This window comes from Klebsiella sp. WP8-S18-ESBL-06 (assembly GCF_014169755.1).
GTDB classification, from domain to species: domain Bacteria; phylum Pseudomonadota; class Gammaproteobacteria; order Enterobacterales; family Enterobacteriaceae; genus Kluyvera; species Kluyvera ascorbata_B.
Genome location: NZ_AP022256.1, coordinates 2,416,870 through 2,440,340, shown reverse-complemented (window position 1 = coordinate 2,440,340; position 23,471 = coordinate 2,416,870). Strand labels below are relative to the sequence as shown.

Genomic DNA, 23,471 nt, shown 5'->3' with positions numbered 1-23,471 from the left:
CTCACTCCATTATTATTTAATGATTACATCGTGCAATTAGAAACACGCTAATGGAGCGTCATCCTACCCGCTAAGTGGTATACAAGTATTAACCGTGGTCAAAACTCAACGGAACGGCGTAAAGGAATTGCGTAACGATATTTGCCAGTATTCGAGGGGCTATGCATAATTGTTTTACAACAAAAAAAGCGCATTTCGGGCCCTCCTGCAATGCGAAACTCTGATGCTGATGGAACCTCCCCTATGCACGATATTGCTACCCACGTTATCCCGATGCCCGCGATTGAGACGGTCACCGTTCCGCATAAGGGGCTGAATTTTTTGCGCCCCGAAATTTTGCTCGATTTCATTAGCGTCACCGATAAACCGGTGATCGCGGTGACGCCGCTGGCGGTGCTTTATTCGACGGTTGGCGTGCTGCAAACGACGGCGTTGCGCAAGATCCCGGTGCTGGTTTCCGGTCGGGTGGTGTATCCCATCACCTCGCAGTCGCTGCCCTGTTTGCATTCGCGCCTGACTATCAATACGACTACGCAGAAGCTGCGTTTTCAGGGAGAGCTCGACGCGCTGTCTGACGATCATTCACTGCGTGATGCCGTGCTGATTGGCGTAGCGCTTGAGTTTACCGTTGAGCAGGGCGGATAAAGCGAGCCGCCTCCGGGCGAAGGCGGCAGGGGGTTACTGAGCGTTATCGGTGCGGGTGTAGAGAATTTTGAAGGTGTCGTTGGCGCAGTGGCCTACCACCTGTGCCCCCGGCTGGTCGGCCTGGTCATTGGGGACGATATCGAGACTGAACGCGTCTTGTGCTACGCCGTTTTGCTCAATTTTCTGCTGAATGTCACTACGAACGCGCTCGCAGGACTCCGGTACTGCCGCGAGCGCGGGCATCGCGCCTGCTAACAGAAGTGCCAGTAACCAGCGTGAAGATCTCATGGTCGGCTCCTTTATCTTTAGACTCGCAAAAAGTATAGCAGTGCTAGTGTAAACAATTGTATTTCCTAATATGATTGAGAAAACTCCCGAAACAGGATGGCGGTGTGAAGAAATTATTATTACTGGCGTCAGCGCTGACCCTGCTCAGCGGTTGCGATAAACCCGGCGCTCCCGCGGCATTCACGCCGGAAATGGCCAGTTTTTCTAACGAATTTGATTTTGATCCGCTGCGCGGGCCGGTGAAGGATTTCAGCCAGACGCTGCTCAACGAGAAGGGCGAAGTGTCGAAACGCGTTAGCGCGCAGCTTTCGCGTGAGGGGTGCTTCGATATGCTGGAGTTTCACAATATTGAGGATGACACCGGCGCGCTGCTGGTGCTGGACGCGAACTATTATCTCGACGGCGTCACGCGCGAAAAACGCGTGCGTTTGCAGGGCAAATGTCAGCTGGCCGAGTTTCCGTCGGCGGGCGTTTCGTGGGAAACGGACGATAACGGTTTTGTGGTGAAAGCACAGGGCAAAGAGAGTGAGGTCGACTATCGCTATGATGCCGAAGGCTACCCGCTGGGGAAAACGTCAACGACGAAGAATAAAACGCTGTCGATTGTGGCCACCCCGTCACAGGACAGTCGTAAGAAGCTTGACTATACCTCGGTCAGCCTGCTGGACAAACAGCCGGTCGGCAACGTGATCCAGCGTTGCGATTACGATGGCCATGACAACCCGGTGAGCTGTGATTTAACGATCGTTGATGAGAGCGTCAAACCTGCGACGACCCAGCGCTACACGATCAAAAATACGATTGAATACTACTAGCCGCCGTGAAATGAAAAAGACGCCCACGGCGTAATGCTGAATACGTAGCGTAGGCCGGATAAGCAAAGCGCCATCCGGCATACTGCACGCTGATTGCCGGATGGCAGCGCAAACGCCTTATCCGGCCTACCGTTCCTGCTCCTGACTTCTGAAGTCAACGCCTTAACTGGCAAGCATTACGGCCACGGCGCTTTTTATGGATGCAGGGTGCGGCCCGTTGAGCGATCAAGGCAGCGTAGGGTGTTGGGTTCCCAGTAGGCATTGACGTTCGGGCTTTGCAGGCATTTATCGCGAGCGTCAAACGCCACGTCGGCTTTGTCCCACTCTTTTTCCGCGCGTTTGTTCACTTTCTGGCGCAGCTGGCGCGTATCGTTCCACTGCTCCTTGTCCATCGCTGCATTCTGACGGCTCTGTGCGCTATCGCCGGATTCAATAATCAGTTTGCTGGTTTCAGCCGATGCGCAAGCGGTGTACACGACGGCACCCAGCGTCAGCATTGCCGTCAGGCACAGGCGTTTGCTAAGTGTAATTTTCATTTTGGGTTCCTTTAACGTGATAAAAACGATGGCTCCTGTTGAGCAGTCTACTACATCTCTTCTGGCTGGCATACCCGCGAAAATCATGTGGTCGATTCGTCATGATTTATCCGTATGATGGCGCCATTCTTAGTTTATCGATCCGTCATGATGCTCAAAACTTCGCTGCTTTTTTTTGCTACCGCGCTGTGTGAAATTATCGGCTGCTACCTGCCATGGCTTTGGCTTAAGCGTGGCGCTACGCCGTTACTGCTGCTGCCTGCCGCGCTGTCGCTTGCGCTGTTCGTCTGGCTGTTGACGCTGCATCCGGCGGCCAGCGGGCGCGTCTACGCCGCCTACGGTGGGGTGTATATCTTCACCGCACTCTTGTGGCTGCGGGTCGTGGAGGGGGAAAAACTGACCCTGTACGATTGGCTTGGCGCGGCGGTTGCGCTGTGCGGCATGCTGATCATCGTTGCCGGCTGGGGCAGAGCGTAGTGCTATCGTCGCGCGTGACCATCAGTTTTCGACATAACGGGTGTGACTTGTCATGCCTTCTTCAGCACGCATTCCCCTTTTTTTTGTGATCCTTCTCGGTAATTTTTGATCTCTATACTTGTATGGTAGTAGTTCAGGGCGTAAATTTTTCGCACTAACCGATGAGATGTAAGGATTGAAGATGAAAATTGTGGGTGCTGAGGTTTTTGTAACCTGTCCGGGTCGTAACTTTGTCACGCTGAAAATTACTACCGACAGCGGATTAATTGGCTACGGCGATGCGACGCTGAATGGCCGCGAGCTGTCCGTGGCATCTTATTTAAAAGATCACCTTTGCCCGCAGCTGGTGGGGCGCGACGCGCACCGCATCGAAGATATCTGGCAGTTCTTTTATAAAGGCGCGTACTGGCGTCGTGGCCCGGTGACCATGTCGGCTATCTCCGCCGTGGATATGGCGCTGTGGGATATTAAAGCCAAAGCGGCCGGTATGCCGCTGTATCAACTGCTGGGCGGGGCGTCACGCGAAGGGGTCATGGTTTACTGTCACACCACCGGCCACACGATTGATGAAGTGCTGGAAGATTATGCACGTCATAAAGAGATGGGCTTCAAGGCCATACGCGTTCAGTGCGGCGTACCGGGCATGAAAACCACCTACGGGATGGCAAAAGGAAAAGGGCAGGCATACGAACCGGCGACCAAGGGTCTATGGCCGGAGGAACAACTGTGGTCAACGGAAAAATACCTCGACTTTACGCCGAAGCTGTTTGATGCCGTTCGTAACCAGTTTGGCTTTAACGAACATCTGCTGCATGACATGCACCACCGCCTGACGCCAATTGAGGCCGCACGCTTTGGTAAGAGCGTTGAAGATTACCGTCTGTTCTGGATGGAAGACCCAACGCCAGCGGAGAACCAGGAGTGCTTCCGTCTGATTCGCCAGCATACTGTGACGCCGATTGCGGTAGGTGAAGTCTTTAATAGCATCTGGGATTGCAAGCAGCTGATCGAAGAGCAGCTTATCGACTACATCCGCACCACGATTACCCACGCGGGAGGCATCACCGGTATGCGCCGCATCGCCGATTTTGCCTCGCTTTACCAGGTGCGTACCGGCTCACACGGCCCGTCCGATCTTTCTCCGGTGTGTATGGCCGCGGCGCTGCACTTCGATCTGTGGGTACCCAACTTTGGCGTGCAGGAATATATGGGCTACTCCGAGCAGATGCTGGAAGTCTTCCCGCACAGTTGGACCTTCGATAACGGCTATATGCACCCAGGTGATAAACCCGGTTTAGGCATCGAGTTTGATGAAAAACTGGCGGCAAAATATCCGTATGACCCTGCATATTTACCGGTCGCTCGTCTTGAAGACGGCACGCTGTGGAACTGGTAATCCCCCGTAATCAGTAAAGTAAGCTTTATCTTAACAAGAGAATAAACATGGACTTCATTAACGATCGTTTCATGATCGATAGTGAAGTCGGTGTTCGGTTATATAAAGACGTCGCTGCAAAATTACCGATCATCGACTATCACTGTCACCTTGATGCAAAAGAAATCTACGAAAATAAAAATTTCGAAAATATCACCCAGCTGTGGTTGGCTGGTGACCACTATAAATGGCGAGCGATGCGCGCAAATGGAATTGCCGAGAAGTATATAACCGGTGATGCCACGCCGGAAGAAAAATTTAAGGCCTATGCGGAAACCGTCGAAGCCGCTTTTGGTAATCCGTTATATCACTGGACGCATTTAGAGTTAAGTCAGTATTTTTCCTGTAATGAAATGCTGTCTAGTGATAACTGGCAGGAAATTATGCGGCATTGTAATGGTTTAATTTCCGGCGATGATTTTAAACCACGTAATTTAATTTCTCGCTCCAACGTTGAAGTTATTTGCACCACCGATGCGCCGCTGGATACGCTGGAATATCATCGACGGCTACAGCAGGACCCGAGTTTCACGACCAGGGTACTGCCTACGTTCCGCCCGGATGATATTTTTACCGAAGATTCCCAGGCATTTTGCCGCTTTATTGACAAGCTCGCGCTGGCTACCGGACAGTCGATTCGCTCCTTTAACGATTTTGCCATTGCGATGGCGCAGCGTATTGAGGTGTTTCACGAAGTGGGCTGTCGCATCTCCGACCACGGGCCGGTCAGCATTGCGTATCTTGCTGCCGATGCGGAAACGATTAATACGCTTTTTAGCCAGAAATGCCGCGGTATGCTGCTAAGCGAGCGGGAAACCGTACAACTCAATAGCGCTATGCTGGTGATGCTGGCGAAAGAGTATAAACAGCGCGGCTGGGCGATGCAGGTGCATTTTGGCGCTATTCGCAACAATAACGGCAAAATGCATGCGCAGCTTGGCATTAACACCGGGTTTGATTCCATTGCCGACCAGCATCATCTGGCCTCGGGTCTCAATCGCCTGCTGGATGCGATGGCGCAGAATAGCGGTCTGCCGAAGACCATAATTTATAATCTGAACGCCAGTTATAACGATATTGTTGCGACAACTATCGCTAATTTCCAGTCGGCGGATGACGGTGTCAAATCTCCGATGCAGTTTGGTTCCGGCTGGTGGTTTAACGATACTCGCCGGGGAATGGAAAACCAACTGAATAGCCTGGCCGATCAGGGTTTATTAATGCACTTCGTTGGCATGCTAACGGATTCACGTAGCCTGGTGTCTTATCCTCGTCACGATTATTTCCGGCGTATTCTTTGTAATTTAATAGGTAGTTGGGTTGACCGTGGTGAAATTCCTGATGATGAGAGGATATTAACGCGGATGGTTAAGAATATTTGTCACGATAATGCAGTGAACTATTTTAGATTCTAACGTCCTTCCTTACATGAGGGTAGAACATGTCTCGTACTAATAGAAAAATAACAATTCCAGTCAGCATTGGTTATGGCTTAACAGATATTATGGGGGGCGGTGCGTTTACCGTTATTGGCGCCTGGCTTTTATTCTTTTATACCACCTTTGTCGGTTTGTCGCCGGTTGAAGCCGCTTCAATTGTAGCGATTGCTCGTATCGTTGATGCTATCGTCAGCCTGTTTATGGGCAGTTTCACCGACCATTTCTATAAAAACCGCTTAGGCAAACGCTTTGGCCGCCGCCGTTTCTTCTTACTGATCGGCGCACCGCTGATGCTGGTGTACATTCTGCTGTGGATTACCGGGATGAGCTTCTGGTTCTACCTCGCCGTGTATCTTGCCTTTGAAATTATTGCGGCAATGGTGCTGATCCCGTGGGAGACGCTGCCGTCGGAGATGACCAAAGATTTTAACTCGCGTACTAAGCTCTCGACCTGCCGGATGTTCCTGTCGGCTTCCGGTACTTTCCTGGCGACCTTTATTCCTGGCCTGCTGATTAGCCACTTTGGCGAGCACGATCCAAACGCTTATTTTATTAATGGCGTTGTATTTGCAGTGCTGTTTATGTTCTGCGTCTTCATCTCCTGGAAAGTCACCTGGGAGCGTGAACTCACGCCGGAAATGCTGGCCGAGCTGGAAAAAGATCATCAGCCGACCACCTTTGCAGCGAAAGTAGCCGCCACGGGCAAACTGTTCAAAGAGTATTACTCGACGCTGAAAGTTCGCGCTTTCCGTAAACATCTGGCTATCTATTTGTTCTCCTTTACGGCAAAAGATGTCTATAACACGGTCTTTGTTTTCTTCTGTGTATATTGCCTGAACGTGTCGCCATCGCTGTCCGGCACGCTGCTGTCGATGAGTATCGTCGGCCTGCCGGTCACGCTGCTGGCGGGGGTGGCAATCATTAAGTTCGGGCCGTCACGACTGTACGTTTTTGCCTATACCCTGATGATGCTATGCCTGGCCGGGCTGTTTATGGTTTACCAGTTCCCGACTGACAATAAGGTGACGATTCTGGTCGTACTGGCCGCGCTGTATCAGGTTGGCCGCTGCGTGCTGGAATTTACGCCGTGGAACGTGTTCCCGTTTATCCCGGATATTGATGAAATGATCACCCGTCAGCGCCGTGAAGGGCTGTTCGCTGCGGTCATGACGTTCTCGCGTAAAACGACCGTTGCGATTGCGACGTTCATCGTCGGCGTGATGTTGCAGGAAGGGGGCTTCGTCAAGGGCAGCCAGGTGCAGCCGGAGAGTGCGGTCAATACCATTGCCATGCTGCTGTTTATCGGTACCGCCGGTTTGCTGGTCATCGCATTGTGGCAGGCGGTGACGTTCCGCCTGAATAAACGCACGCATAAGATTTTCGTTGATGAAGTTGAACGTCTGAAGGCGAATGGGGCAAAACAAGATGTGACGCCGGAAACGCGGCATATTGTGGAAGACCTGACCGGCTATTCCTATGACGACCTTTGGAATGTGCCGCAGAAAACCGACAGCACATACCGCCGCCCAGCGCGCGTAAACTAACCGCCCGCCGTGACAGCATCAGCAACGGCCGCTGACTTTTGCTGATGCTGTCACACAGCTTGAAAATCATGTCATACCAATCGCCAATAAATTAATGCAAATCAAAATCTCGCTTGATGAACTCGTTAATCTAGTATGGCAATCAACATTCTCTACAGTGAGTAAAAAAGATGCAGAATATGCTATTAACCGCGAAGGCGACTCTCCCGACCTACGATCGCAGCAAACTGGTGCCACGTATTGTGCACCTGGGCTTCGGCGCATTCCACCGCGCACATCAGGCTGTTTATGCCGATATCCTTGCCGCTGAGCACGGCAGCGATTGGGGGTATACCGAAGTTAACCTGATCGGCGGTGAGCAGCAGATTGCCGACCTGAATCATCAGGACAATTTATACACCGTGGCGGAAATGTCCGCGGATGCATGGACTGCCCGCGTGGTGGGCGTGGTCAAAGAAGCGCTGCACGCCCAGGTTGATGGTCTGGAAACCGTGCTGGCAAAAATGTGTGAACCGCAGGTGGCGATTGTCTCCCTGACGATCACTGAGAAAGGCTACTGCCACTCTCCGGCCACCGGCCAACTGATGCTCGATCATCCGCTTATCGCGGCTGACCTGCAAAACCCGCATCAGCCTAAATCAGCGCCGGGCGTGGTGGTTGAAGCGCTGGCACGTCGTAAAGCGGCGGGTCTGCCGGCGTTCAGCGTTATGTCTTGCGACAATATGCCGGAAAACGGTCACGTGATGCGCAACGTCGTGTGCGCGTATGCGCGCGCCGTGGATGCGGGTCTGGCCGATTGGATCGAGTCCCATGTGACGTTCCCGTCCACAATGGTTGACCGTATCGTACCGGCCGTGACGCCGGAAACGCTGGATAAAATTGAACAGCTGACTGGCGTACGCGATCCGGCGGGTGTGGCCTGTGAGCCGTTCCGTCAGTGGGTTATCGAAGATAACTTTGTCGCGGGCCGCCCGGCTTGGGAAAAAGCGGGCGCTGAGCTGGTCAGCGACGTGATCCCGTTTGAAGAGATGAAGCTGCGTATGCTTAACGGCAGCCACTCGTTCCTGGCTTATCTGGGCTACCTGGCGGGCTATCAGCACATTAACGACTGCATGGGCGATGAAAATTATCGCCGCGCTGCGCACGATCTGATGCTGAAAGAGCAGGCTCCGACCCTGAAAGTGCAGAACGTTGACCTGGCGCGCTATGCCGACCTGCTTATCGCTCGTTACACCAACCCTGCGCTGCGTCATCGCACCTGGCAGATTGCCATGGACGGTAGCCAGAAGCTGCCTCAGCGTATGCTGGACTCCGTACGCTGGCACCTGGCGGATAACAGCAGCTTTGCGCTGCTGGCGCTGGGCGTGGCTGGCTGGCTGCGTTATGTGGGTGGAGTAGATGAACAGGGTAACGCCATTGAAGTCTGCGATCCGCTGCTGCCGGTCATTCAGGCGGCGGTCCAGCAGAGCGAAGGGGGCGAATCCCGCGTGAAAGCACTGCTGGCTATCGAAGCCATCTTCGGTCACGATCTGCCGCAGGAAGGCAAATTCGTGGATCTGGTGACCCAGGCCTACCTGTCGCTGGTGAGCAAAGGCGCGAAGGCGACCGTCGCCGAGTTTGCTGCGCGTTAATGACACCCTATAATGCCGCCAGCCCTGGCGGCATTTTCTTGCCTGTTTTTCCTCCGCATTACACTTCTTTAAGTTAATTCATCTCGCTTGAAATAATGGACGATTATTTTCATGCTGAAACTATCATTTTGGTGAATTAATGCTATGTAGAAAGTCCTGCTTGTGTCATGGTTATAGCGAAACAAAAATGGATTCTCTGAAATAAGGAGCTCGGGCTATGTACAAAAAAATTCTCATGCCTGTAGATATTTTCGAAATGGATTTGAGCGACAAAGCAATTCGACATGCCGCGTATCTGGCGGGGGAGTTTGGTGAAATTACGTTATTAAACGTATTGCCGAACAGTAACCGTTCAATATTACGCGGATTCGCGTCAGATATTAAAAAATTTGAAGATTTCATGCAGATGGAATCGGCAAAGAAGATGAAGAGCCTGCAGCGGCTGTTTGATATTCCAGAGTCGCGACTGCACACCGAAGTTCGCTTTGGTAATATTCGCGATGAAGTGATCGCGTTAAGCAAAACCGGCGAGTACGACGCGATTGTCATTGGCTCGCGCCAGCGCGGCATGACCACCCACCTGCTGGGGTCTAACGCAGAATCAATTTTGCGTTACGCAAATATACCGACGATGGTTATTCGATAAAAAAAAGGCCTTCAGCAATGAAGGCCTTTTTTATTATTCTTCGCTAAACCAGTCGCGATTTTCCTGACGAATTAACAGCACTGACTCGCTAATTTCCTGAAGATGCAGAGTCATGGCTTTCTCAACCGCATCGGCATCCCGCTGTTCCAGCGCGCTGAAAATTTCGTGATGCTGTCGCAGCAGCATTTCGGGTGATGAAATATGATCGAGGCTCATATAACGGACCCGGTCAATCGCCGCTTTGATATTTTCAATCGTGTCCCAGGCGAGCTGGCAATCGGCAATATTCGACAGCAGCTGGTGGAATTCATCGTCGAGCAGGAAGAAATCATTCAGCTGCTGGCGCTCAATCGCCATTCGCTGCTGATGCAGATTTTGCTCGAGCTGATAGGTTTGCGCATCGTTAATCATGGTTGCTGCACGGCGCGCGACCGCACACTCAATCGCCTGGCGCACGAAGCAGCCGTTACGAACCTGAGAAAGCGAAATTTTATTCACGTAACTGCCGCGTTGCGGACGAATCTGGATAAGTCCGTTTTCAGCCAGCTTAATAAAGGCCTCGCGCACCGGCTGACGCGAAACGTCAAAGCGCAGAGATACCTCTTTCTCCGACAACGGGGTGCCTGGCGGAATGAGGCAGTGCACAATATCGCGACGCAGAATGCGATAAATCTGTTGGTTGACGGGCTGTGTTGGGTTCAGTTGGGTTTCGGCGGCCATTGAGTCGTTCTTATCAGCTGATTAAGCAGCTATTTTACGCTCTTTTTGCCGCCGAGCCCAGCCCGACCGGGGGGCGGGCTGGGATTAAATGCTAACTTTCGCGATGAACGCTCAGACCCGCGTAGGTCTGGCTGACCGGCATCATTTCTACGGTATTAATATTGACGTGTTTTGGCAGCGTCGCGACCCACCAGACCGCCTCGGTAACGTCTTCTGGCGTCAGGGCATTGGCATTTTCGTAGGTTTTTCCGGCCTTCGCATCGTCACCCTTGAAGCGAACGTTGGAAAACTCGGTTCCGCCGACCAGCCCTGGCTCAATATCCGTGACGCGAACGGCGGTACCATGCAGATCGGTACGCAGATTAAGGCTGAACTGGCGCACAAAGGCTTTGGTGGCGCCGTAGACGTTGCCACCGGCATAAGGCCAGCTACCGGCGGTGGAACCAATGTTAATAATATGGCCGCGATTGCGTTCTACCATGCCCGGCAGTACCGCGCGGGTCATATACACCAGGCCTTTGTTGTTGGTGTCGATCATATCTTCCCAATCGTCAACGCTGGCACGGTGTGCGGGCTCCAGACCCAGCGCCAGCCCGGCGTTATTGACCAGAATATCAATCTCGCGCCACGCTGCCGGCAGGTTAGCAATGGTTTCTTCAATCGCCGCGCGGTTGCGCACGTCAAGCTGCACGGTCAGGATGCTGTCGCCCAGCTCATCTTTGAGTGCTTTTAAACGTTCGTTACGACGGCCTGTGGCGATGACTTTATGCCCGTTGGCAATAAAACGGCGGGTTATGCTTTCGCCAAATCCTGCCGTTGCTCCGGTTACCAGTACGATCATTTCTCTGTTCCTTCAACGTTTAACTGTCACATTACGATAGCAGAACGCCTGGGGCATAACTATCACGGCCCTGCGCTTTACTGAAAGAAAGGCGATAACCCGCGAGGAAGAAAAATGCGGGAATGTTGAGATAAGCGGGCAGCCCCGCGCCGTTTTGTTTATTCTGCTACGGTTAACCGTTTTGTTAAGGAGTACACCATGTCGGCCATGAATCCCTTTTTTGCCAGCAGCACCTTACCGTATCAGGCGCCGCCGTTCGATATGATTAACGATGAGCACTATCGTCCGGCTTTTGATGAAGCGCTGAAGCGCAAACGTCAGGAGGTTGCCGACATCGCACATAACCCTGAGCCGGCAACGTTCGACAATACCTTCGTGGCGCTGGAAAAAAGCGGCGAGATGCTGGCGCGCGTCACCGCCGTGTTCTTTGCCATGGCCGCCGCAAACAGCAATGAGACCATTCAGCGGCTGGATGAAGCGTTTTCTGCCGAGTTGGCCGGACTGGCGAACGATATTTATCTTAACGATGCGCTATTTAAGCGTATCCAGTCCGTCTGGGCGCAGCGTGAATCGCTGGGGTTGGATAGCGAGTCTCACCGTCTGGTTGAGGTGATTTACGCCCGTTTTATCCAGGCCGGTGCGATGCTGGGTGAAACGCAAAAGGCAGAGCTGAAAACGCTGAATACCGAAGCCGCCACGCTGAGCAGCCAGTTTCACCAGTGCCTTCTCGGTGCCGCTAAAAACGGTGGACTGGTGGTGGACAGCGAAGCGGCGTTAGCCGGCTTAAGTGCAGATGAGATTGCCACGGCCGCCGCTGCGGCCGCGGAACGCGGGTTGGCGGGACGCTGGTTGATTCCGCTGGTGAACACCACTCAGCAGCCCGTGCTGGCGAGTCTGCGCGTTCGGGAAACCCGTGAAAAACTCTTTAATGCGGCCTGGCAGCGCAATCAGCGCGGCGACGATAACGATACGCGTGAACGCATTCTCAAACTGGTCGCCATCCGCGCGCGTCAGGCCGAGCTGCTTGGCTATGCCGATTATGCCAGCTGGAGCATGGCTGACCAGATGGCAAAAACGCCGCAGGCGGCGTTTGAGTTCATGCGCGAAATTACCCCGGCGGCCCGCGCTCGCGCTGAAAGTGAACTGGCCGATATTCAGGCGCTGATTGATAACGGTGATGCGCCCTTCAGCGCACAGGCCTGGGACTGGCTGTATTATTCCGAACAGGTCAGGCGCGAAAAATACGCGATAGATGAAGCACAAATTAAGCCTTTCCTGGCGCTGGAGCGTGTGCTGATTGATGGCGTGTTCTGGGCTGCCAGCCAGCTGTTTGGCATTCGTTTTATCGAGCGCTTCGATCTGCCGGTTTACCATCCCGACGTGCGCGTGTGGGAGATTTTTGATGCCGATGGTGAGGGAATGGCGCTGTTCTATGGCGACTTCTTTGCCCGGGACAGCAAAAGCGGCGGGGCGTGGATGGACAACTTCGTCCCGCAGTCAACGCTGCTGGGCACGCGTCCGGTTATCTATAACGTGTGCAATTACCCGAAACCGGCTGCCGGAAAAAGCGCGCTGATCTCGTGGGATGATACCATTACGCTATTCCATGAGTTCGGCCACGCGCTGCACGGCCTGTTTGCGAATCAGCGTTATGCGACGTTATCCGGCACCAATACGCCACGTGATTTTGTTGAGTTTCCATCGCAAATAAACGAGCACTGGGCGAGCCATCCGGAGGTGTTTGCCCACTATGCGCGTCATTACGAAACCGGTGAGTCGATGCCGGAAACGTTGCGAGATAGCCTGTTCCGCGCAGCGAACTTCAATAAAGGCTACGATATGAGCGAACTGCTCAGCGCGGCGCTGCTGGATATGAACTGGCACAGCCTGTCGGCAAATTCATTGCCTGAGAGCGTAGAGGAGTTCGAAGCTCAGGCGCTGCACCGCGAGCGTATCGATCTTGCTGCCGTTCCTCCGCGTTACCGCAGCAGCTATTTTTCGCATATTTTCGGCGGCGGCTACGCGGCGGGTTATTATGCCTATCTGTGGACGCAAATGCTGGCCGATGATGGTTATCAATGGTTCGTCGAGCGCGGCGGTTTAAATCGCGAGAACGGTCAACGTTTTCGCGATGCTATTTTATCGCGCGGTAACAGCAGCGATTTAGAAAAACTGTATCGTTGCTGGCGGGAACACGATCCGCGCATTGCGCCGATGCTGAAAAATCGTGGTTTAAGCGAAACGGATTAATACTCGCACCGCTCGTCCGGCTGTTTAGATATTCCGGACGAGCGTAAAAAACGAAAAAAAACCCGCACACAGGGCTGGCGGGTTAAGTACCACAATAAATAGAGCATTGTTGCTGCCATTCCTGGAGCGAAGGCAACTGCTGTGATTTTACGTGGTGATAACAATTACGCAACCTGACATTTTCGGTAGGGTATCACCTCTTGGCGCAGAGAGGTGCGCTGGCTCACAGGCTCTTTACAAATACGTGCAGTTGTTGAAATAACTCGCCATTCAGCTTGCTAACATGTCTGCGTAAATCGTTGAGTTAATGGATTTAATATCGACAATCTGCCCGGAGGCAATAATGAAAAAATCCCAGCGTAACGCTCGTCGCGAATCCATCTGGTCTACCCGTCCTGAGCATCAGGACTTACAGGAGTCGCGTTCCGGCAGATTGTGGGCGGGCCGGCGGGCCGGCTGCCAGAGCAAGAAGGCGTGGAAACACACCGCCTTAAATAATGCGTTGGCCGTTTAGCATTAGTTGAATAAAGCAGTGATAAGATCCCTTTACAGCAACGGTTTCTTCATTCAGGACGGATGGGGAACTGGAGAAGTAAAAATCTATCCATGCAAGCATTTATACCGCCAGTTTCCTGGCGGTTTTTTTATGCGCGATATGCTACAGGCTTATTTCGGTTGTCGTTAATCGTTCCATTTCCCGCTAAAATAGGCAGTCAGAAAACCGGAAAACAGAATAAGCCCCATTGCAACCAGAAACACGTGCATATTATCCAGCATGATGACCTCCTCTTTTAACGATTCCACTCCGGACATCCTTTAGCGTACTGTTTTAAACTTAGACTAACGCGGTCATTTGTGAATTAATTATTTGTTGCGGTAAATTTCTTACGGTAGGCCAGCGGACTGATGGCCAAATGCTGCTGAAAACGCAGACGCAAATTTTTGGCGTTACCAAAACCGGTTATCTCCGCCACTCGCTCTACGCTGTCTCTGCTGGACGCCAGGTGGTGCTGTGCCTGCCGTAGGCGGGCATCAAGCAGCCAACGGGCAGGCGTTTTGCCGGTGGCCTCCTGGAAACGTCGCAGAAATGTCCGTTCACTCATGCCCACCCGTTCTGCGAGCGAACGGACGCTATGGCTATCGGCCAGATGCTGATGAAGAAAATCAAACAGCACGCCCAGACGCTGGCTCTCACGGGAGCGGGCAACCGGCCGACTTACCTGCTGTTTCTGGGCCCCGTCGCGGTGCGGCTGGATGACCAGCCGCCTGGCAACTCGATTGGCCGCTTCCAGACCATAATCCAGGCGCACCACGTGTAAACAAAGATCGATCCCCGCAGCGCTGCCCGCGGAGGTCAATACGTGCCCTTCCTCGATGTATAGCACGTCCTCCGCCACCTTGATTTGCGGGTAGCGCTGCTGCAGTGGGGCGGTATAACGCCAGTGGGTGGTTGCCCGCTGGCCATCAAGCAGCCCGGCTGCCGCCAGGACGAAGACGCCGGAACAAATCGACATCACCCGACAACCACGCTGGTGCGCGCGGCGTAGCGCCTGGCACAGCGCATCGGGCACCGGGCTGTCTATTCCACGCCAGCCGGGAACGATGATGGTGTCGGCGTCGTCGAGTAACGTCAGGCCGCCATCGGCCATAATCCGAATGCCGCCGGTGGCGCGAAGTTCACCGTCATCGACGGCGGCAACGGCGAAACGGTACCAGTCGTCGCCCATTTCCGGGCGATGCAGGCCAAAGACCTCGACCGCCACGCCAAATTCGAAGGTACATAGCCCGTCATAGGCGAGCACCACCACGCGAGGGGCGCGGATTGTCATATTCTGGCCGTTTTCTGTCATCTCTGGGGGCGGTCCTCTCGGCAGGTGCCTGTTTATACTCATCGCATCGTTACCATAGTGGTAACACATAATGAGAGAGTCAACGATGAGTTACGTAACTGAATTTCCGGCCGCCAGCGCCGCCGAAGCCGCCGCCCATTTCCGCCAGCGTCTGAGCGTTGAAACGGATTGTGCTGATGTTCATGCCGCGCTCCAGCAGCCGCCGTTAGATTTTGTATTACTGCACGTGGTGGGCAACGCCGAGACCTTTGCGTTCCGCCATATCCCCGGTGCGATTCACCTTCGTCACGCAGAGATCAACGCTGAGCGTATGCAGACATGGTCGCCGGAAACGCTGTTTGTGGTCTACTGCGCGGGGCCGCACTGTAACGGCGCAGATCGCGCGGCGCTTAAGCTGGCGATGCTTGGGCGTCCGGTGAAAATAATGATTGGCGGTATCACCGGTTGGCAGGATGAAGGTTTCGCTTTTAACGTGGGATCGTGAATTTTCTTCATCATCCATGAATTATTCTCGTTTGCCTGCGTGGGTTACGGATGACATTATTTGGGTATCTAGCCATCCAGAAGGCTAAATAGTTTAAATAACCAATAATCACCCAGGGGAAACACATTCTCCCGGGAAGTCAGGAGAAACGCATGGCACATCAACACGCTCCTTATCGCGCCGATATCGTCGGCAGCTTTTTACGTCCGCTGGCAATAAAGCAGGCGCGTCAGCAGTGGCTTAACGGAGACATCACCGCACAGCAGCTGCGTGCGGTAGAGGACGAGGAAATTCGTCGCGTTGTGCAGCACCAGTGCGACTGCGGCCTGCACGTAGTGACCGACGGTGAATTCCGTCGTGCCTGGTGGCACTTTGATTTCTTTGACGGCCTACAGGGCGTTGAACGCTATGATGCGGAGCAGGGCATTCAATTTAACGGCGTGCAGACGCGGGCCCATGGCATTCGCGTGACTGGCAAGCTGGGCTTTGGTGACCATCCTATGCTGGACGATTTTCGTTTCCTGAAAAGCATCAGCGGCGATGCCACGCCGAAAATGACGATTCCAAGCCCCAGCGTGCTGCACTTCCGCGGCGGGCGCAAAGATATTGATGCCACCGTATATCCGGATCTGGCGGATTATTTTAATGATCTGGCCGATACCTGGCGTGATGCCATCCGTGCCTTCTATGATGCGGGCTGCCGCTACCTTCAGTTGGATGACACGGTCTGGGCCTATCTGTGTTCCGAAGACCAGCGTCGGCAGGTGCGTGAGCGCGGTGACGATCCGGATCGACTGGCGGCAATTTATGCCGATGTGCTGAACCGCGCGCTGGAAGGTAAACCGGACGACCTGATTATCGGCCTGCACGTCTGTCGCGGTAACTTCCGCTCGACGTGGATTTCGGAAGGCGGCTATGAACCGGTAGCCGAGATCCTGTTTGGCCGTGTGAACGTTGATGCGTTCTTCCTGGAATATGACAACGATCGTTCTGGCGACTTTGCACCGCTGCGCTTCATCCGTCCTGGGCATCAAAAAGCGGTGCTGGGTCTGATTACAACCAAAAACGGTGAGCTGGAAAATCCGCAAGGGGTGAAGGCGCGCCTGGAAGAGGCGGCAAACTACGTGGCGCGGGATCAAATCTGCCTGAGCCCGCAGTGCGGCTTTGCCTCCACTGAAGAGGGCAATAGTCTGAGTGAACAGCAACAGTGGGATAAGGTACGTCTGGTGACGGGGATTGCCGCACAGGTCTGGTGATTCGCGCAGGCAAAGGCCGGATTAGGCAGCACGCTTATCCGGCCGATTGCGCTATCACACGGCGTTAAGCTCAGGGTGCCAGCCGCTGGCTTTAATGCCGCGGAAGATCAACAGCCAGGCCAGCACAATCACCACCATCATGATGGGGAAGAGCGCAAGGGGCGCGAAATGCGTCAGGATCTGCCCGGTCAACAGCGGATTCAGCGCCGCCCCTAACCACCCCAACGCCTGAGCGGAAAAATAGCTGGCTTTCATTCCCGGCGGGGCGATGTTGTCGATGAGCATATATTCTCCCGGGGCGTAGATAACCTCGCCCAACGTGAAGACGGCGGCCGCCAGCCCCCAGAACAGCAGATTGCTGCCCGACATCATAAAACCCGCCAGGCCCAGCACGTAGCAGACGGTGCCAAAGGTCATCAACGGACGCAGGTTGGTCGAGGTAAGCCGGCGGCCAATCGCATACTGCAAGGTCACCACCACGGCGGCATTGACCGGCAGGATCACCGCCACGACTTTTTCGGCAAAGGTGCTGTCGCCGATGGCCAGCACATACTGTGACAGGCAGGAAGCGAATGAACCACCGACAAACGACGCCAGCAGGCCGGAAAGCGTAAACCACAGCAGCGCCCGATCGCGTAGCAGAACCGACGGTGACCAGGCGACCGGCGATTCCGCCATTTCGGCCGCTGAGACACGCTCAACGTAGCGCTGGATAAACAGCAACGGGAACGCCGCGCAAATGGCTGCCAGCCAGAACGGCAGGTTGATGCTGCTCATGACCAGCAGCGTGCCGATAGGCGGCCCGATGGTCCAGCCGATGTTCAGGAACGTATAGTTCAGCGAGAACACGCGCGCTTTAGTGGTAGGCGCAAGCGTATCGGAAAAATAGGCTTTCAGCACGGTGGAGAACACCGAGTACGAACAGTTGATCAGCGAAAAGAAAAACACCACCAGCGTGACGCTGTGTACCAGCGGGATAGCCACAAAACCGCAGATGAAGAACGCGATGGCGATCAGCATATAGCGTTTTTTATCAAACTTGTCGGCCAGAATGCCGAAGCCGAGGCTGAACACCACACCAATCACCAGCGCGATAGACATCGCGTAGCCGATGGTATCTACCGTCATCGCGTACTGGCGCGTGAGGTAAATGGTCATAAAGGGAAGTGTGGCACCGCGCCCGATGGTTAACAGTAACGACGATGCCAGCAGCGCAATCGTGGATCGCCTTGTCGTTGGTTTCATTTTCCTGCCCGAGAAGTGTGGTTGGCTTATTTTTTGTTATCGCTTTCAGAAATATCACGCCATAAGCGGCTTGTATAGCCAGGGTCTTGTCGGGAAGTGCGATTTCAGCCTGCCAGAAATAATGATCTATTCCTGGGGTGAATTTTTCGTTACTTTGATTGTGTTTACATAAATTTAATAAATGACGGGGCGGGTATGACGCGTAAAGATGGACTGCTGGCGTTGCTGGTTGTCGTGGTATGGGGGCTGAACTTTGTCGTTATCAAAGTGGGGCTGCACGGTATGCCGCCGCTGCTGCTGGCAGGTCTGCGTTTTTTATTTGTTGCCTTCCCGGCGCTGTTCTTCGTGCCGCGTCCGCGGGTGCCGCTCTCGCTGCTGCTGGGCTATGCGCTGACCATTAGCTTTGGCCAGTTTGCCTTCCTGTTTTGCGCCATTAATTTCGGTATGCCGGCCGGTCTGGCTTCGCTGGTCCTCCAGGCACAGGCTTTCTTTACTATTGTGCTCGGTGCCTTCGCGTTCGGTGAACGACTGCAGCGCAAGCAGCTGGTGGGCATTTCGCTGGCGGTGTTTGGTGTGCTGGTGCTGATAGAAACCAGCATGACCGGCCAGCATGTCAAGCTGCTAGGTTTTATGCTGACGCTGGCGGCGGCACTGTGCTGGGCCTGCGGCAATATCTTCAATAAAAAGATCATGCACCATGATTCGAAGCCGGGCGTGATGTCGCTGGTGGTATGGAGCGCGCTGATTCCTATTTTACCTTTCATGCTCAGCTCGTGGATTTTTGAAGGATCGCAGCAAATGGCGCAGAGCCTGATTCATATTGATCTGACTACCGCGCTGTCGCTGGCCTATCTGTCCTTTGTCGCCAGTATTGTCGGCTATGGCATCTGGGGATCGTTGCTGGGGCGTTATGAAACCTGGCGCGTGGCGCCGCTGTCGCTGTTGGTGCCGGTGGTGGGGCTGGCCAGCGCAGCGCTGCTGTTAGATGAAACGCTATCGGTAATGCAGCTCATCGGTGCGCTGCTGATTATGGCCGGGCTGTTTATTAATGTCTTCGGGCTGCGTTTGCCGGGACTGAGGCGAGCGGTGAAGGGCTAAAAAAAGCCCCGCAAAGGCGGGGCAATTAGCGTTTAGCGATTGTTTTCATTGTAATACGGTACGCCCAGCTCATCGGATTTATCGCTGCCGGAACCCATATGATTAAAGTCAAACGGTGACTGGCTGCTGGCGGACGGCATCAGCATGGTGTCGTGCGCGTTCTTGTGGGCTGGAAGTTGCTCCGCGTAGCTCTGCATGGAGGCCATTGCCAGTAGGGCGAAGGCAACGGAAGCGAACAGTTTCATGATTTCCTCAATACGTCTTTTGCAGGCGATTAACAAACACAGTGATTAATAGGGTGGAGATAGCGAGACTCTCCGTGCATATTGGTGACGCGATACTTGTGCGGCGGCACGTCAAAATAGTTTTTAAATGTCCGCGTCAGCGTCTGCTGCGACTCAAACCCGTAACGTTCGGCCAGATAGAGAATCGGCTCGTTGCCTTCTTTGAGTTTCTGGGCGATTTCCGTCAGCTTGCGGGTGCGAATGTACTGACCTAATGAATGGCCGGTTTCTTTTTTAAACATCCGCTGCAGGTGCCATTTAGAGTAACCGGAACGTTCTGACACTTTCTCAAGCGACAGCGGCGATTCCAGGTTATCTTCGATCCAGTCCAAAATGCTATGAATAGTAATAGCGTCAGTGTTGCGTCTGGACATCGTCTTACCTCTTCTTCTGTTTACGGCAATATTTTTTTAAGGAGAAGTTCGAGCGTTGCAACTTCATTTGCCGTTAAGTTTTTTGTTAATTCCTGGTGCAGGTTTTGCCCAACGAGCAGATGGCATTGTTCACAAATGGCTGCGCCTTCAGGCGTCAGCTGAATCAACACACCGCGTTTATCGCTTGGATTGGGTAACCGGGCAATCCAGCCCCGGCACAGCAAGCGATCGAGCATGCGGGTGAGCGCGCCCAGATCCACCGACAAGGTTTTTTTCAATTCCACGGGGGTGATACTGCCTTGACAACGAATAGAGCAAAGCACTCTGAACTGTGAGGCTGTAATGTCTTCCGGCGATAAATGCTCGTTGAGTAAGCGATCTTTTTTTTGGTTAACCAGGTGAATCAAATGCCCAAGTGGAATCATTTCATTGAAGAGATTGCTTGTGCTGTTCACGATGGTTGCCCTGGCAAGTACTTTAGTTGCGGTGGATATTATTTCTCACGCAACCATAAGTCAACTGAATGGATTGGGCGATGCCACGAATTGCTAAAACGCTCCAAATCGACCCAAATAGGATATCCTCTAAAGTGTCGCTTTGAAGTCATACATGCTGTGTAAAAAGCGACAGCGCGGCGTAAAGGCCATTTTCCGTAACACAGACAGGATTTTTGAACGCTTATGAAGGAACTCTTTCAGGCTATTGGACTGGGGCTGGTGGTTTTGCTGCCGCTGGCTAATCCGCTAACGACCGTTGCGCTGTTCCTTGGGCTTTCGGGGAATATGAACAGCGCGGAGCGTAACCGCCAGTCGCTGATGGCGTCAGTTTACGTCTTCGCTATCATGATGGTGGCCTATTATGCGGGCCAGGTCGTGATGAATACATTCGGCATATCAATACCAGGGCTGCGTATTGCCGGTGGGCTTATCGTGGCTTTTATCGGTTTCCGGATGCTGTTCCCGCAGCAAAAAGCGCATGACTCCCCGGAGGCGCGCAGTAAATCGGAAGAGCTTCAGGATGAGCCTACTGCCAATATCGCGTTTGTGCCGCTCGCGATGCCCAGCACGGCAGGTCCGGGGACCATTGCCATGATTATCAGCTCGGCATCTACGGTGAAACACGGGGTTAACTTCCCGGAGTGGGTGGTGCTGGTGGCACCGCCGATAATCTTCGCACTGGTCGGGGTGATTCTGTGGGGATGCCTGCGCAGCTCTGGGGCGATCATGCGGCTGGTTGGCAAAGGTGGCATCGAGGCGATCTCGCGCCTGATGGGCTTCCTGCTGGTATGTATGGGGGTACAGTTTATTATTAACGGCGTACTCGAAATTATTAAGACCTATCCCGCCTGATACAGTCCGCGACCGCAGCACGGAACAGCGCTGCGGTCGCGGGTCATTAATGCTGATGTGCTTGTTCTTCCAACGACGCCGCTGGCCAGCGGCGGAAAATCACCACTGACCAGATAAACGCCGCCAGTGCTGGCAGCGCGCCCACGTAGCCGATAGATGACATCGACCAGTGGGTGCTGATCTGGCTACCGAGCAGCGCACCGGCACCAATACCGATATTAAATATCCCGGAAAACAGCGACATGGCGACGTCGGTTGCATCCGGCGCCAGCGCCAGCACTTTGACCTGCATTCCCAGGCCAATCACCATAATGGCAATACCCCAGAAGATGCTCAGCACCGCGAGGTGACTCGCGTCGCGCGCGGCAGGCAGCAGCAGCAGCAGGCAAATCAGCAGCATGCCAATCGCACTGCTGATGAGCCCGGAGGCGTGTTGATTACCCAGTTTGCCGAAGACAATGCTACCAATAATGCCCGCGCCGCCCAGAATCAGCAGCAGGATCGTGGCGAAATTGCCGCTCAGGCCTGCCACGGTCTGCACGAACGGTTCAATGTAGCTGTAGGCCGTGTAGTGCGCGGTCACCACCACCACGGTCAGCAGATAGATGCTGACCAGCGCCGGTCGGCGGAACAGTACCGGCAGGCTTTTCAGCGAGCCAGAGTGTTCACTTGGCAGACGCGGCAGCAGTTTGATCAGCGCCAGCAGGGTCAGCAGCGCGCCAACGCCAATGGCGAAAAAGGTGGTACGCCAGCCGAAGTACTGGCCGACGATCCGTCCAATCGGGATACCGAAGACCATCGCCAGGGCGGTGCCGGTGGCTATCAGACTCAGCGCCTGCGCGCGTTTACCTGCTGGTGCCATGCGAATAGCCAGCGAGGCGGTAATTGACCAGAACACCGCATGTGCGAACGCAATACCGATACGGCTGGCCACCAGCACGGTGAAATTCCATGCAAGGAAGGAAAGGACGTGGCTGGCGATAAATAAAATAAACAGACCAATAAGCAGCTTACGTCGCTCCATCTGGCTGGTGAGCAGCATAAACGGCAATGACATCAGCGCCACCACCCAGGCATAGATGGTCAGCATGATGCCCACTTCGGCGGTTTGCATACCAAAACTTTGCGCAATATCGGAAAGCAGGCCCACCGGAACGAATTCCGTGGTGTTGAAAATAAAGGCGGCGATAGCCAGCGTGACTACCCGAAGCCACGCGATCCGACGAGAGACCGTGTTCGTTGTCATAGGTAAATGCACCGGGAGTATGAGAGGAATGAAGAGACGCACGATCTTAAAGCTATTACCGCCGCGAATACAATCATTATGTGATTTACATCTCACTTTTACATTATGGTGACAGTGTCACGTTTAGGCGGGCAAAAGAGACTTGTTGCTGTTAACGTTCTGTGTCAGTTTGCCTTAACGCCATGACAACACGGAGAAGCAGATGCACGAGATTGATTTTTTTATGGTTGATGCCTTTAGCAACAAGGCGTTCGGCGGCAATGCGGCGGCAGTGTGTCTGCTTCGCGAGTGGCCAGAGGATGCGCTACTGCTCAGTATGGCCCAGCAGCATAATCAGTCCGAGACGGCCTTTATCGTCAATCAACCGGGAGGTTTTGCGCTACGCTGGTTCACCACCCGCAATGAAGTCAACCTGTGTGGTCACGGTACGCTCGCCAGCGCGCATGTGGTGTTTAACCATCTCAACTACCCGGATGATCGCATCCATTTCGAGACGCTATCGGGGCGCTTAACCGTGACGCGCAGCGGTGACTGGCTGACGCTGGATTTTCCGGCCGGCGACACCAAAGCGGCGGCACCGCCCCCCGCGATGCTGCGTGCGTTGGGCATCAGTACCTATCGTCATGCGCGTCGCGGGCGCGCGTGGGTGATTGAACTGGATAACCGCGAGCAGGTAGAGGCGCTTCAGCCTGATATCGGCGCGATGACCCCCGGCGAACATAAGGTGTCGGTAACGGCCGTCGGTGAGGGCGAATATGATTTTGTCAGCCGCTTCTTTTCACCCGGCGAGGCGGTATGGGAAGACCCGGTCACCGGCTCGGCGCATACCATGCTGATCCCGTATTGGGGGGAGAAGCTCGGTAAAACGCAGATGCTGGCACGGCAGGTGTCGACGCGGGGCGGCGATATTCGCTGTGAGTGGGCAGGCGACCGCGTGCTGATGGGGGAAAAGCGCGAACCTATTTGCAGGGTAAGGTGCTGCTGGATTAACCCGGCCTCTTGACCGGGTCAGAGAATT

At 54.0% G+C, this 23,471-nt stretch carries 25 protein-coding genes and 1 pseudogene; 15 read left to right on the top strand and 11 right to left on the bottom strand.

Going from position 1 to position 23,471, the window contains the following annotated elements; all coding sequences use genetic code 11:
* Positions 1–243: 243 nt before the first annotated feature.
* A complete protein-coding gene (locus tag H7R76_RS11665) occupies positions 244–645 on the top strand; it encodes a dTDP-glucose pyrophosphorylase (RefSeq protein ID WP_182967855.1) in 402 nt (133 codons plus the stop codon).
* Between the two features lie 33 nt (positions 646–678).
* On the opposite strand, the gene H7R76_RS11660 is transcribed toward H7R76_RS11665, so the two are convergent.
* The gene (locus H7R76_RS11660; protein ID WP_106930584.1) at positions 679–933 is read right to left on the bottom strand and encodes a DUF1161 domain-containing protein; all 255 of its coding nucleotides are present in this window, start codon (positions 931–933) and stop codon (positions 679–681) included.
* Between the two features lie 104 nt (positions 934–1,037).
* Here H7R76_RS11660 and H7R76_RS11655 point away from each other — a divergent pair, with 104 nt between their 5' ends.
* Positions 1,038–1,748, top strand: coding sequence for a YnfC family lipoprotein (locus tag H7R76_RS11655; RefSeq protein WP_106930586.1), 711 nt, complete (start codon positions 1,038–1,040; stop codon positions 1,746–1,748).
* 194 nt (positions 1,749–1,942) lie between these two features.
* On the opposite strand, the gene H7R76_RS11650 is transcribed toward H7R76_RS11655, so the two are convergent.
* Positions 1,943–2,284 (bottom strand): DUF1283 family protein, encoded by a 342-nt coding sequence (locus H7R76_RS11650; protein ID WP_106930588.1) that lies wholly within the window; start codon positions 2,282–2,284, stop codon positions 1,943–1,945.
* Between the two features lie 150 nt (positions 2,285–2,434).
* Here H7R76_RS11650 and H7R76_RS11645 point away from each other — a divergent pair, with 150 nt between their 5' ends.
* The 6 genes from H7R76_RS11645 (at position 2,435) to H7R76_RS11620 (ending at position 9,456) form a co-directional block, all read left to right on the top strand.
* Positions 2,435–2,761, top strand: a complete 327-nt coding sequence (locus tag H7R76_RS11645) for a YnfA family protein (protein WP_106930666.1) — start codon at positions 2,435–2,437, stop codon at positions 2,759–2,761.
* Positions 2,762–2,942: 181 nt separating this feature from the next.
* Positions 2,943–4,157 carry a D-mannonate dehydratase ManD gene (gene manD / locus H7R76_RS11640; protein ID WP_106930590.1) on the top strand — a complete coding sequence of 405 codons (1,215 nt, stop codon included), beginning with the start codon at positions 2,943–2,945 and terminating at the stop codon, positions 4,155–4,157.
* Positions 4,158–4,204: 47 nt separating this feature from the next.
* A complete protein-coding gene (gene uxaC / locus H7R76_RS11635) occupies positions 4,205–5,611 on the top strand; it encodes a glucuronate isomerase (protein ID WP_182967853.1) in 1,407 nt (468 codons plus the stop codon).
* Between the two features lie 26 nt (positions 5,612–5,637).
* On the top strand, positions 5,638–7,179 hold the full coding sequence (locus H7R76_RS11630; protein ID WP_106930594.1) for an MFS transporter: 1,542 nt from the start codon (positions 5,638–5,640) through the stop codon (positions 7,177–7,179).
* 170 nt (positions 7,180–7,349) lie between these two features.
* Entirely contained in the window at positions 7,350–8,810 is a 1,461-nt protein-coding gene (locus H7R76_RS11625; RefSeq protein ID WP_182967851.1) for a mannitol dehydrogenase family protein, read from the top strand.
* Positions 8,811–9,027: 217 nt separating this feature from the next.
* Positions 9,028–9,456: a universal stress protein gene (locus tag H7R76_RS11620; RefSeq protein ID WP_106930598.1), complete on the top strand. Its 429-nt coding sequence runs from the start codon at positions 9,028–9,030 to the stop codon at positions 9,454–9,456.
* A gap of 33 nt (positions 9,457–9,489) precedes the next feature.
* On the opposite strand, the gene H7R76_RS11615 is transcribed toward H7R76_RS11620, so the two are convergent.
* Both H7R76_RS11615 and ydfG read right to left on the bottom strand, forming a co-directional pair.
* Positions 9,490–10,176, bottom strand: coding sequence for a GntR family transcriptional regulator (locus H7R76_RS11615; RefSeq protein ID WP_106930600.1), 687 nt, complete (start codon positions 10,174–10,176; stop codon positions 9,490–9,492).
* A 91-nt stretch (positions 10,177–10,267) separates the two neighbouring features.
* A complete protein-coding gene (gene ydfG / locus H7R76_RS11610) occupies positions 10,268–11,017 on the bottom strand; it encodes a bifunctional NADP-dependent 3-hydroxy acid dehydrogenase/3-hydroxypropionate dehydrogenase YdfG (protein WP_106930602.1) in 750 nt (249 codons plus the stop codon).
* 198 nt (positions 11,018–11,215) lie between these two features.
* Here ydfG and dcp point away from each other — a divergent pair, with 198 nt between their 5' ends.
* The gene (gene dcp, locus H7R76_RS11605) at positions 11,216–13,267 is read left to right on the top strand and encodes a peptidyl-dipeptidase Dcp (RefSeq protein WP_182967849.1); all 2,052 of its coding nucleotides are present in this window, start codon (positions 11,216–11,218) and stop codon (positions 13,265–13,267) included.
* A 343-nt stretch (positions 13,268–13,610) separates the two neighbouring features.
* A complete protein-coding gene (locus H7R76_RS11600; RefSeq protein ID WP_181358056.1) occupies positions 13,611–13,781 on the top strand; it encodes a hypothetical protein in 171 nt (56 codons plus the stop codon).
* Positions 13,782–13,948: 167 nt separating this feature from the next.
* Here the strand turns inward: H7R76_RS11600 and mgtS are convergent, their stop codons facing one another.
* Both mgtS and ftrA read right to left on the bottom strand, forming a co-directional pair.
* Entirely contained in the window at positions 13,949–14,044 is a 96-nt protein-coding gene (gene mgtS / locus H7R76_RS11595; RefSeq protein WP_146145744.1) for a protein MgtS, read from the bottom strand.
* 83 nt (positions 14,045–14,127) lie between these two features.
* Positions 14,128–15,117: a transcriptional regulator FtrA gene (gene ftrA / locus H7R76_RS11590; RefSeq protein ID WP_182967847.1), complete on the bottom strand. Its 990-nt coding sequence runs from the start codon at positions 15,115–15,117 to the stop codon at positions 14,128–14,130.
* A gap of 85 nt (positions 15,118–15,202) precedes the next feature.
* Between ftrA and H7R76_RS11585 the strand changes: the two genes are divergently transcribed.
* Together H7R76_RS11585 and H7R76_RS11580 are read left to right on the top strand one after the other, a co-directional pair.
* Positions 15,203–15,601, top strand: a complete 399-nt coding sequence (locus H7R76_RS11585; protein ID WP_182967845.1) for a rhodanese-like domain-containing protein — start codon at positions 15,203–15,205, stop codon at positions 15,599–15,601.
* A 152-nt stretch (positions 15,602–15,753) separates the two neighbouring features.
* Positions 15,754–16,857 (top strand): cobalamin-independent methionine synthase II family protein, encoded by a 1,104-nt coding sequence (locus tag H7R76_RS11580; RefSeq protein WP_106930610.1) that lies wholly within the window; start codon positions 15,754–15,756, stop codon positions 16,855–16,857.
* A 54-nt stretch (positions 16,858–16,911) separates the two neighbouring features.
* Here the strand turns inward: H7R76_RS11580 and ydeE are convergent, their stop codons facing one another.
* Positions 16,912–18,102 (bottom strand): efflux MFS transporter YdeE, encoded by a 1,191-nt coding sequence (ydeE, locus tag H7R76_RS11575; RefSeq protein WP_106930612.1) that lies wholly within the window; start codon positions 18,100–18,102, stop codon positions 16,912–16,914.
* A 195-nt stretch (positions 18,103–18,297) separates the two neighbouring features.
* On the opposite strand from ydeE, the gene eamA reads away from it, so the two are divergent.
* Positions 18,298–19,200, top strand: coding sequence for an O-acetylserine/cysteine exporter (eamA, locus tag H7R76_RS11570; protein WP_106930614.1), 903 nt, complete (start codon positions 18,298–18,300; stop codon positions 19,198–19,200).
* Between the two features lie 32 nt (positions 19,201–19,232).
* Here eamA and marB read toward each other — a convergent pair whose 3' ends face one another.
* From marB to marR, 3 genes are read right to left on the bottom strand one after another with little or no spacing between them, the layout of a single operon-like run.
* Positions 19,233–19,445 carry a multiple antibiotic resistance protein MarB gene (marB, locus tag H7R76_RS11565; protein WP_106930616.1) on the bottom strand — a complete coding sequence of 71 codons (213 nt, stop codon included), beginning with the start codon at positions 19,443–19,445 and terminating at the stop codon, positions 19,233–19,235.
* Between the two features lie 29 nt (positions 19,446–19,474).
* The gene (gene marA, locus H7R76_RS11560; RefSeq protein WP_064545350.1) at positions 19,475–19,858 is read right to left on the bottom strand and encodes an MDR efflux pump AcrAB transcriptional activator MarA; all 384 of its coding nucleotides are present in this window, start codon (positions 19,856–19,858) and stop codon (positions 19,475–19,477) included.
* Between the two features lie 20 nt (positions 19,859–19,878).
* Positions 19,879–20,313, bottom strand: coding sequence for a multiple antibiotic resistance transcriptional regulator MarR (marR, locus tag H7R76_RS11555; RefSeq protein WP_106930618.1), 435 nt, complete (start codon positions 20,311–20,313; stop codon positions 19,879–19,881).
* 225 nt (positions 20,314–20,538) lie between these two features.
* Here marR and H7R76_RS11550 point away from each other — a divergent pair, with 225 nt between their 5' ends.
* Positions 20,539–21,207 carry a MarC family NAAT transporter gene (locus H7R76_RS11550; protein WP_106930620.1) on the top strand — a complete coding sequence of 223 codons (669 nt, stop codon included), beginning with the start codon at positions 20,539–20,541 and terminating at the stop codon, positions 21,205–21,207.
* A 46-nt stretch (positions 21,208–21,253) separates the two neighbouring features.
* Here the strand turns inward: H7R76_RS11550 and H7R76_RS11545 are convergent, their stop codons facing one another.
* Entirely contained in the window at positions 21,254–22,453 is a 1,200-nt protein-coding gene (locus H7R76_RS11545) for a sugar transporter (protein ID WP_182934731.1), read from the bottom strand.
* A 202-nt stretch (positions 22,454–22,655) separates the two neighbouring features.
* Between H7R76_RS11545 and H7R76_RS11540 the strand changes: the two are divergent.
* Positions 22,656–23,443 (top strand): annotated as a pseudogene (locus H7R76_RS11540) (PhzF family phenazine biosynthesis protein).
* Positions 23,444–23,471 lie beyond the last annotated feature (28 nt).

Bases quoted from the DNA above. Each gene is read 5' to 3' on its own strand.
- H7R76_RS11665 (WP_182967855.1), top strand. From the start codon at position 244: ATGCACGATATTGCTACCCACGTTATCCCGATGCCCGCGATTGAGACG.
- H7R76_RS11660 (WP_106930584.1), bottom strand. From the start codon at position 933: ATGAGATCTTCACGCTGGTTACTGGCACTTCTGTTAGCAGGCGCGATG.
- H7R76_RS11650 (WP_106930588.1), bottom strand. From the start codon at position 2,284: ATGAAAATTACACTTAGCAAACGCCTGTGCCTGACGGCAATGCTGACG.
- H7R76_RS11645 (WP_106930666.1), top strand. From the start codon at position 2,435: ATGCTCAAAACTTCGCTGCTTTTTTTTGCTACCGCGCTGTGTGAAATT.
- manD (WP_106930590.1), top strand. From the start codon at position 2,943: ATGAAAATTGTGGGTGCTGAGGTTTTTGTAACCTGTCCGGGTCGTAAC.
- uxaC (WP_182967853.1), top strand. From the start codon at position 4,205: ATGGACTTCATTAACGATCGTTTCATGATCGATAGTGAAGTCGGTGTT.
- H7R76_RS11630 (WP_106930594.1), top strand. From the start codon at position 5,638: ATGTCTCGTACTAATAGAAAAATAACAATTCCAGTCAGCATTGGTTAT.
- H7R76_RS11625 (WP_182967851.1), top strand. From the start codon at position 7,350: ATGCAGAATATGCTATTAACCGCGAAGGCGACTCTCCCGACCTACGAT.
- H7R76_RS11620 (WP_106930598.1), top strand. From the start codon at position 9,028: ATGTACAAAAAAATTCTCATGCCTGTAGATATTTTCGAAATGGATTTG.
- H7R76_RS11615 (WP_106930600.1), bottom strand. From the start codon at position 10,176: ATGGCCGCCGAAACCCAACTGAACCCAACACAGCCCGTCAACCAACAG.
- ydfG (WP_106930602.1), bottom strand. From the start codon at position 11,017: ATGATCGTACTGGTAACCGGAGCAACGGCAGGATTTGGCGAAAGCATA.
- dcp (WP_182967849.1), top strand. From the start codon at position 11,216: ATGTCGGCCATGAATCCCTTTTTTGCCAGCAGCACCTTACCGTATCAG.
- H7R76_RS11600 (WP_181358056.1), top strand. From the start codon at position 13,611: ATGAAAAAATCCCAGCGTAACGCTCGTCGCGAATCCATCTGGTCTACC.
- mgtS (WP_146145744.1), bottom strand. From the start codon at position 14,044: ATGCTGGATAATATGCACGTGTTTCTGGTTGCAATGGGGCTTATTCTG.
- ftrA (WP_182967847.1), bottom strand. From the start codon at position 15,117: ATGACAGAAAACGGCCAGAATATGACAATCCGCGCCCCTCGCGTGGTG.
- H7R76_RS11585 (WP_182967845.1), top strand. From the start codon at position 15,203: ATGAGTTACGTAACTGAATTTCCGGCCGCCAGCGCCGCCGAAGCCGCC.
- H7R76_RS11580 (WP_106930610.1), top strand. From the start codon at position 15,754: ATGGCACATCAACACGCTCCTTATCGCGCCGATATCGTCGGCAGCTTT.
- ydeE (WP_106930612.1), bottom strand. From the start codon at position 18,102: ATGAAACCAACGACAAGGCGATCCACGATTGCGCTGCTGGCATCGTCG.
- eamA (WP_106930614.1), top strand. From the start codon at position 18,298: ATGACGCGTAAAGATGGACTGCTGGCGTTGCTGGTTGTCGTGGTATGG.
- marB (WP_106930616.1), bottom strand. From the start codon at position 19,445: ATGAAACTGTTCGCTTCCGTTGCCTTCGCCCTACTGGCAATGGCCTCC.
- marA (WP_064545350.1), bottom strand. From the start codon at position 19,858: ATGTCCAGACGCAACACTGACGCTATTACTATTCATAGCATTTTGGAC.
- H7R76_RS11550 (WP_106930620.1), top strand. From the start codon at position 20,539: ATGAAGGAACTCTTTCAGGCTATTGGACTGGGGCTGGTGGTTTTGCTG.
- H7R76_RS11545 (WP_182934731.1), bottom strand. From the start codon at position 22,453: ATGACAACGAACACGGTCTCTCGTCGGATCGCGTGGCTTCGGGTAGTC.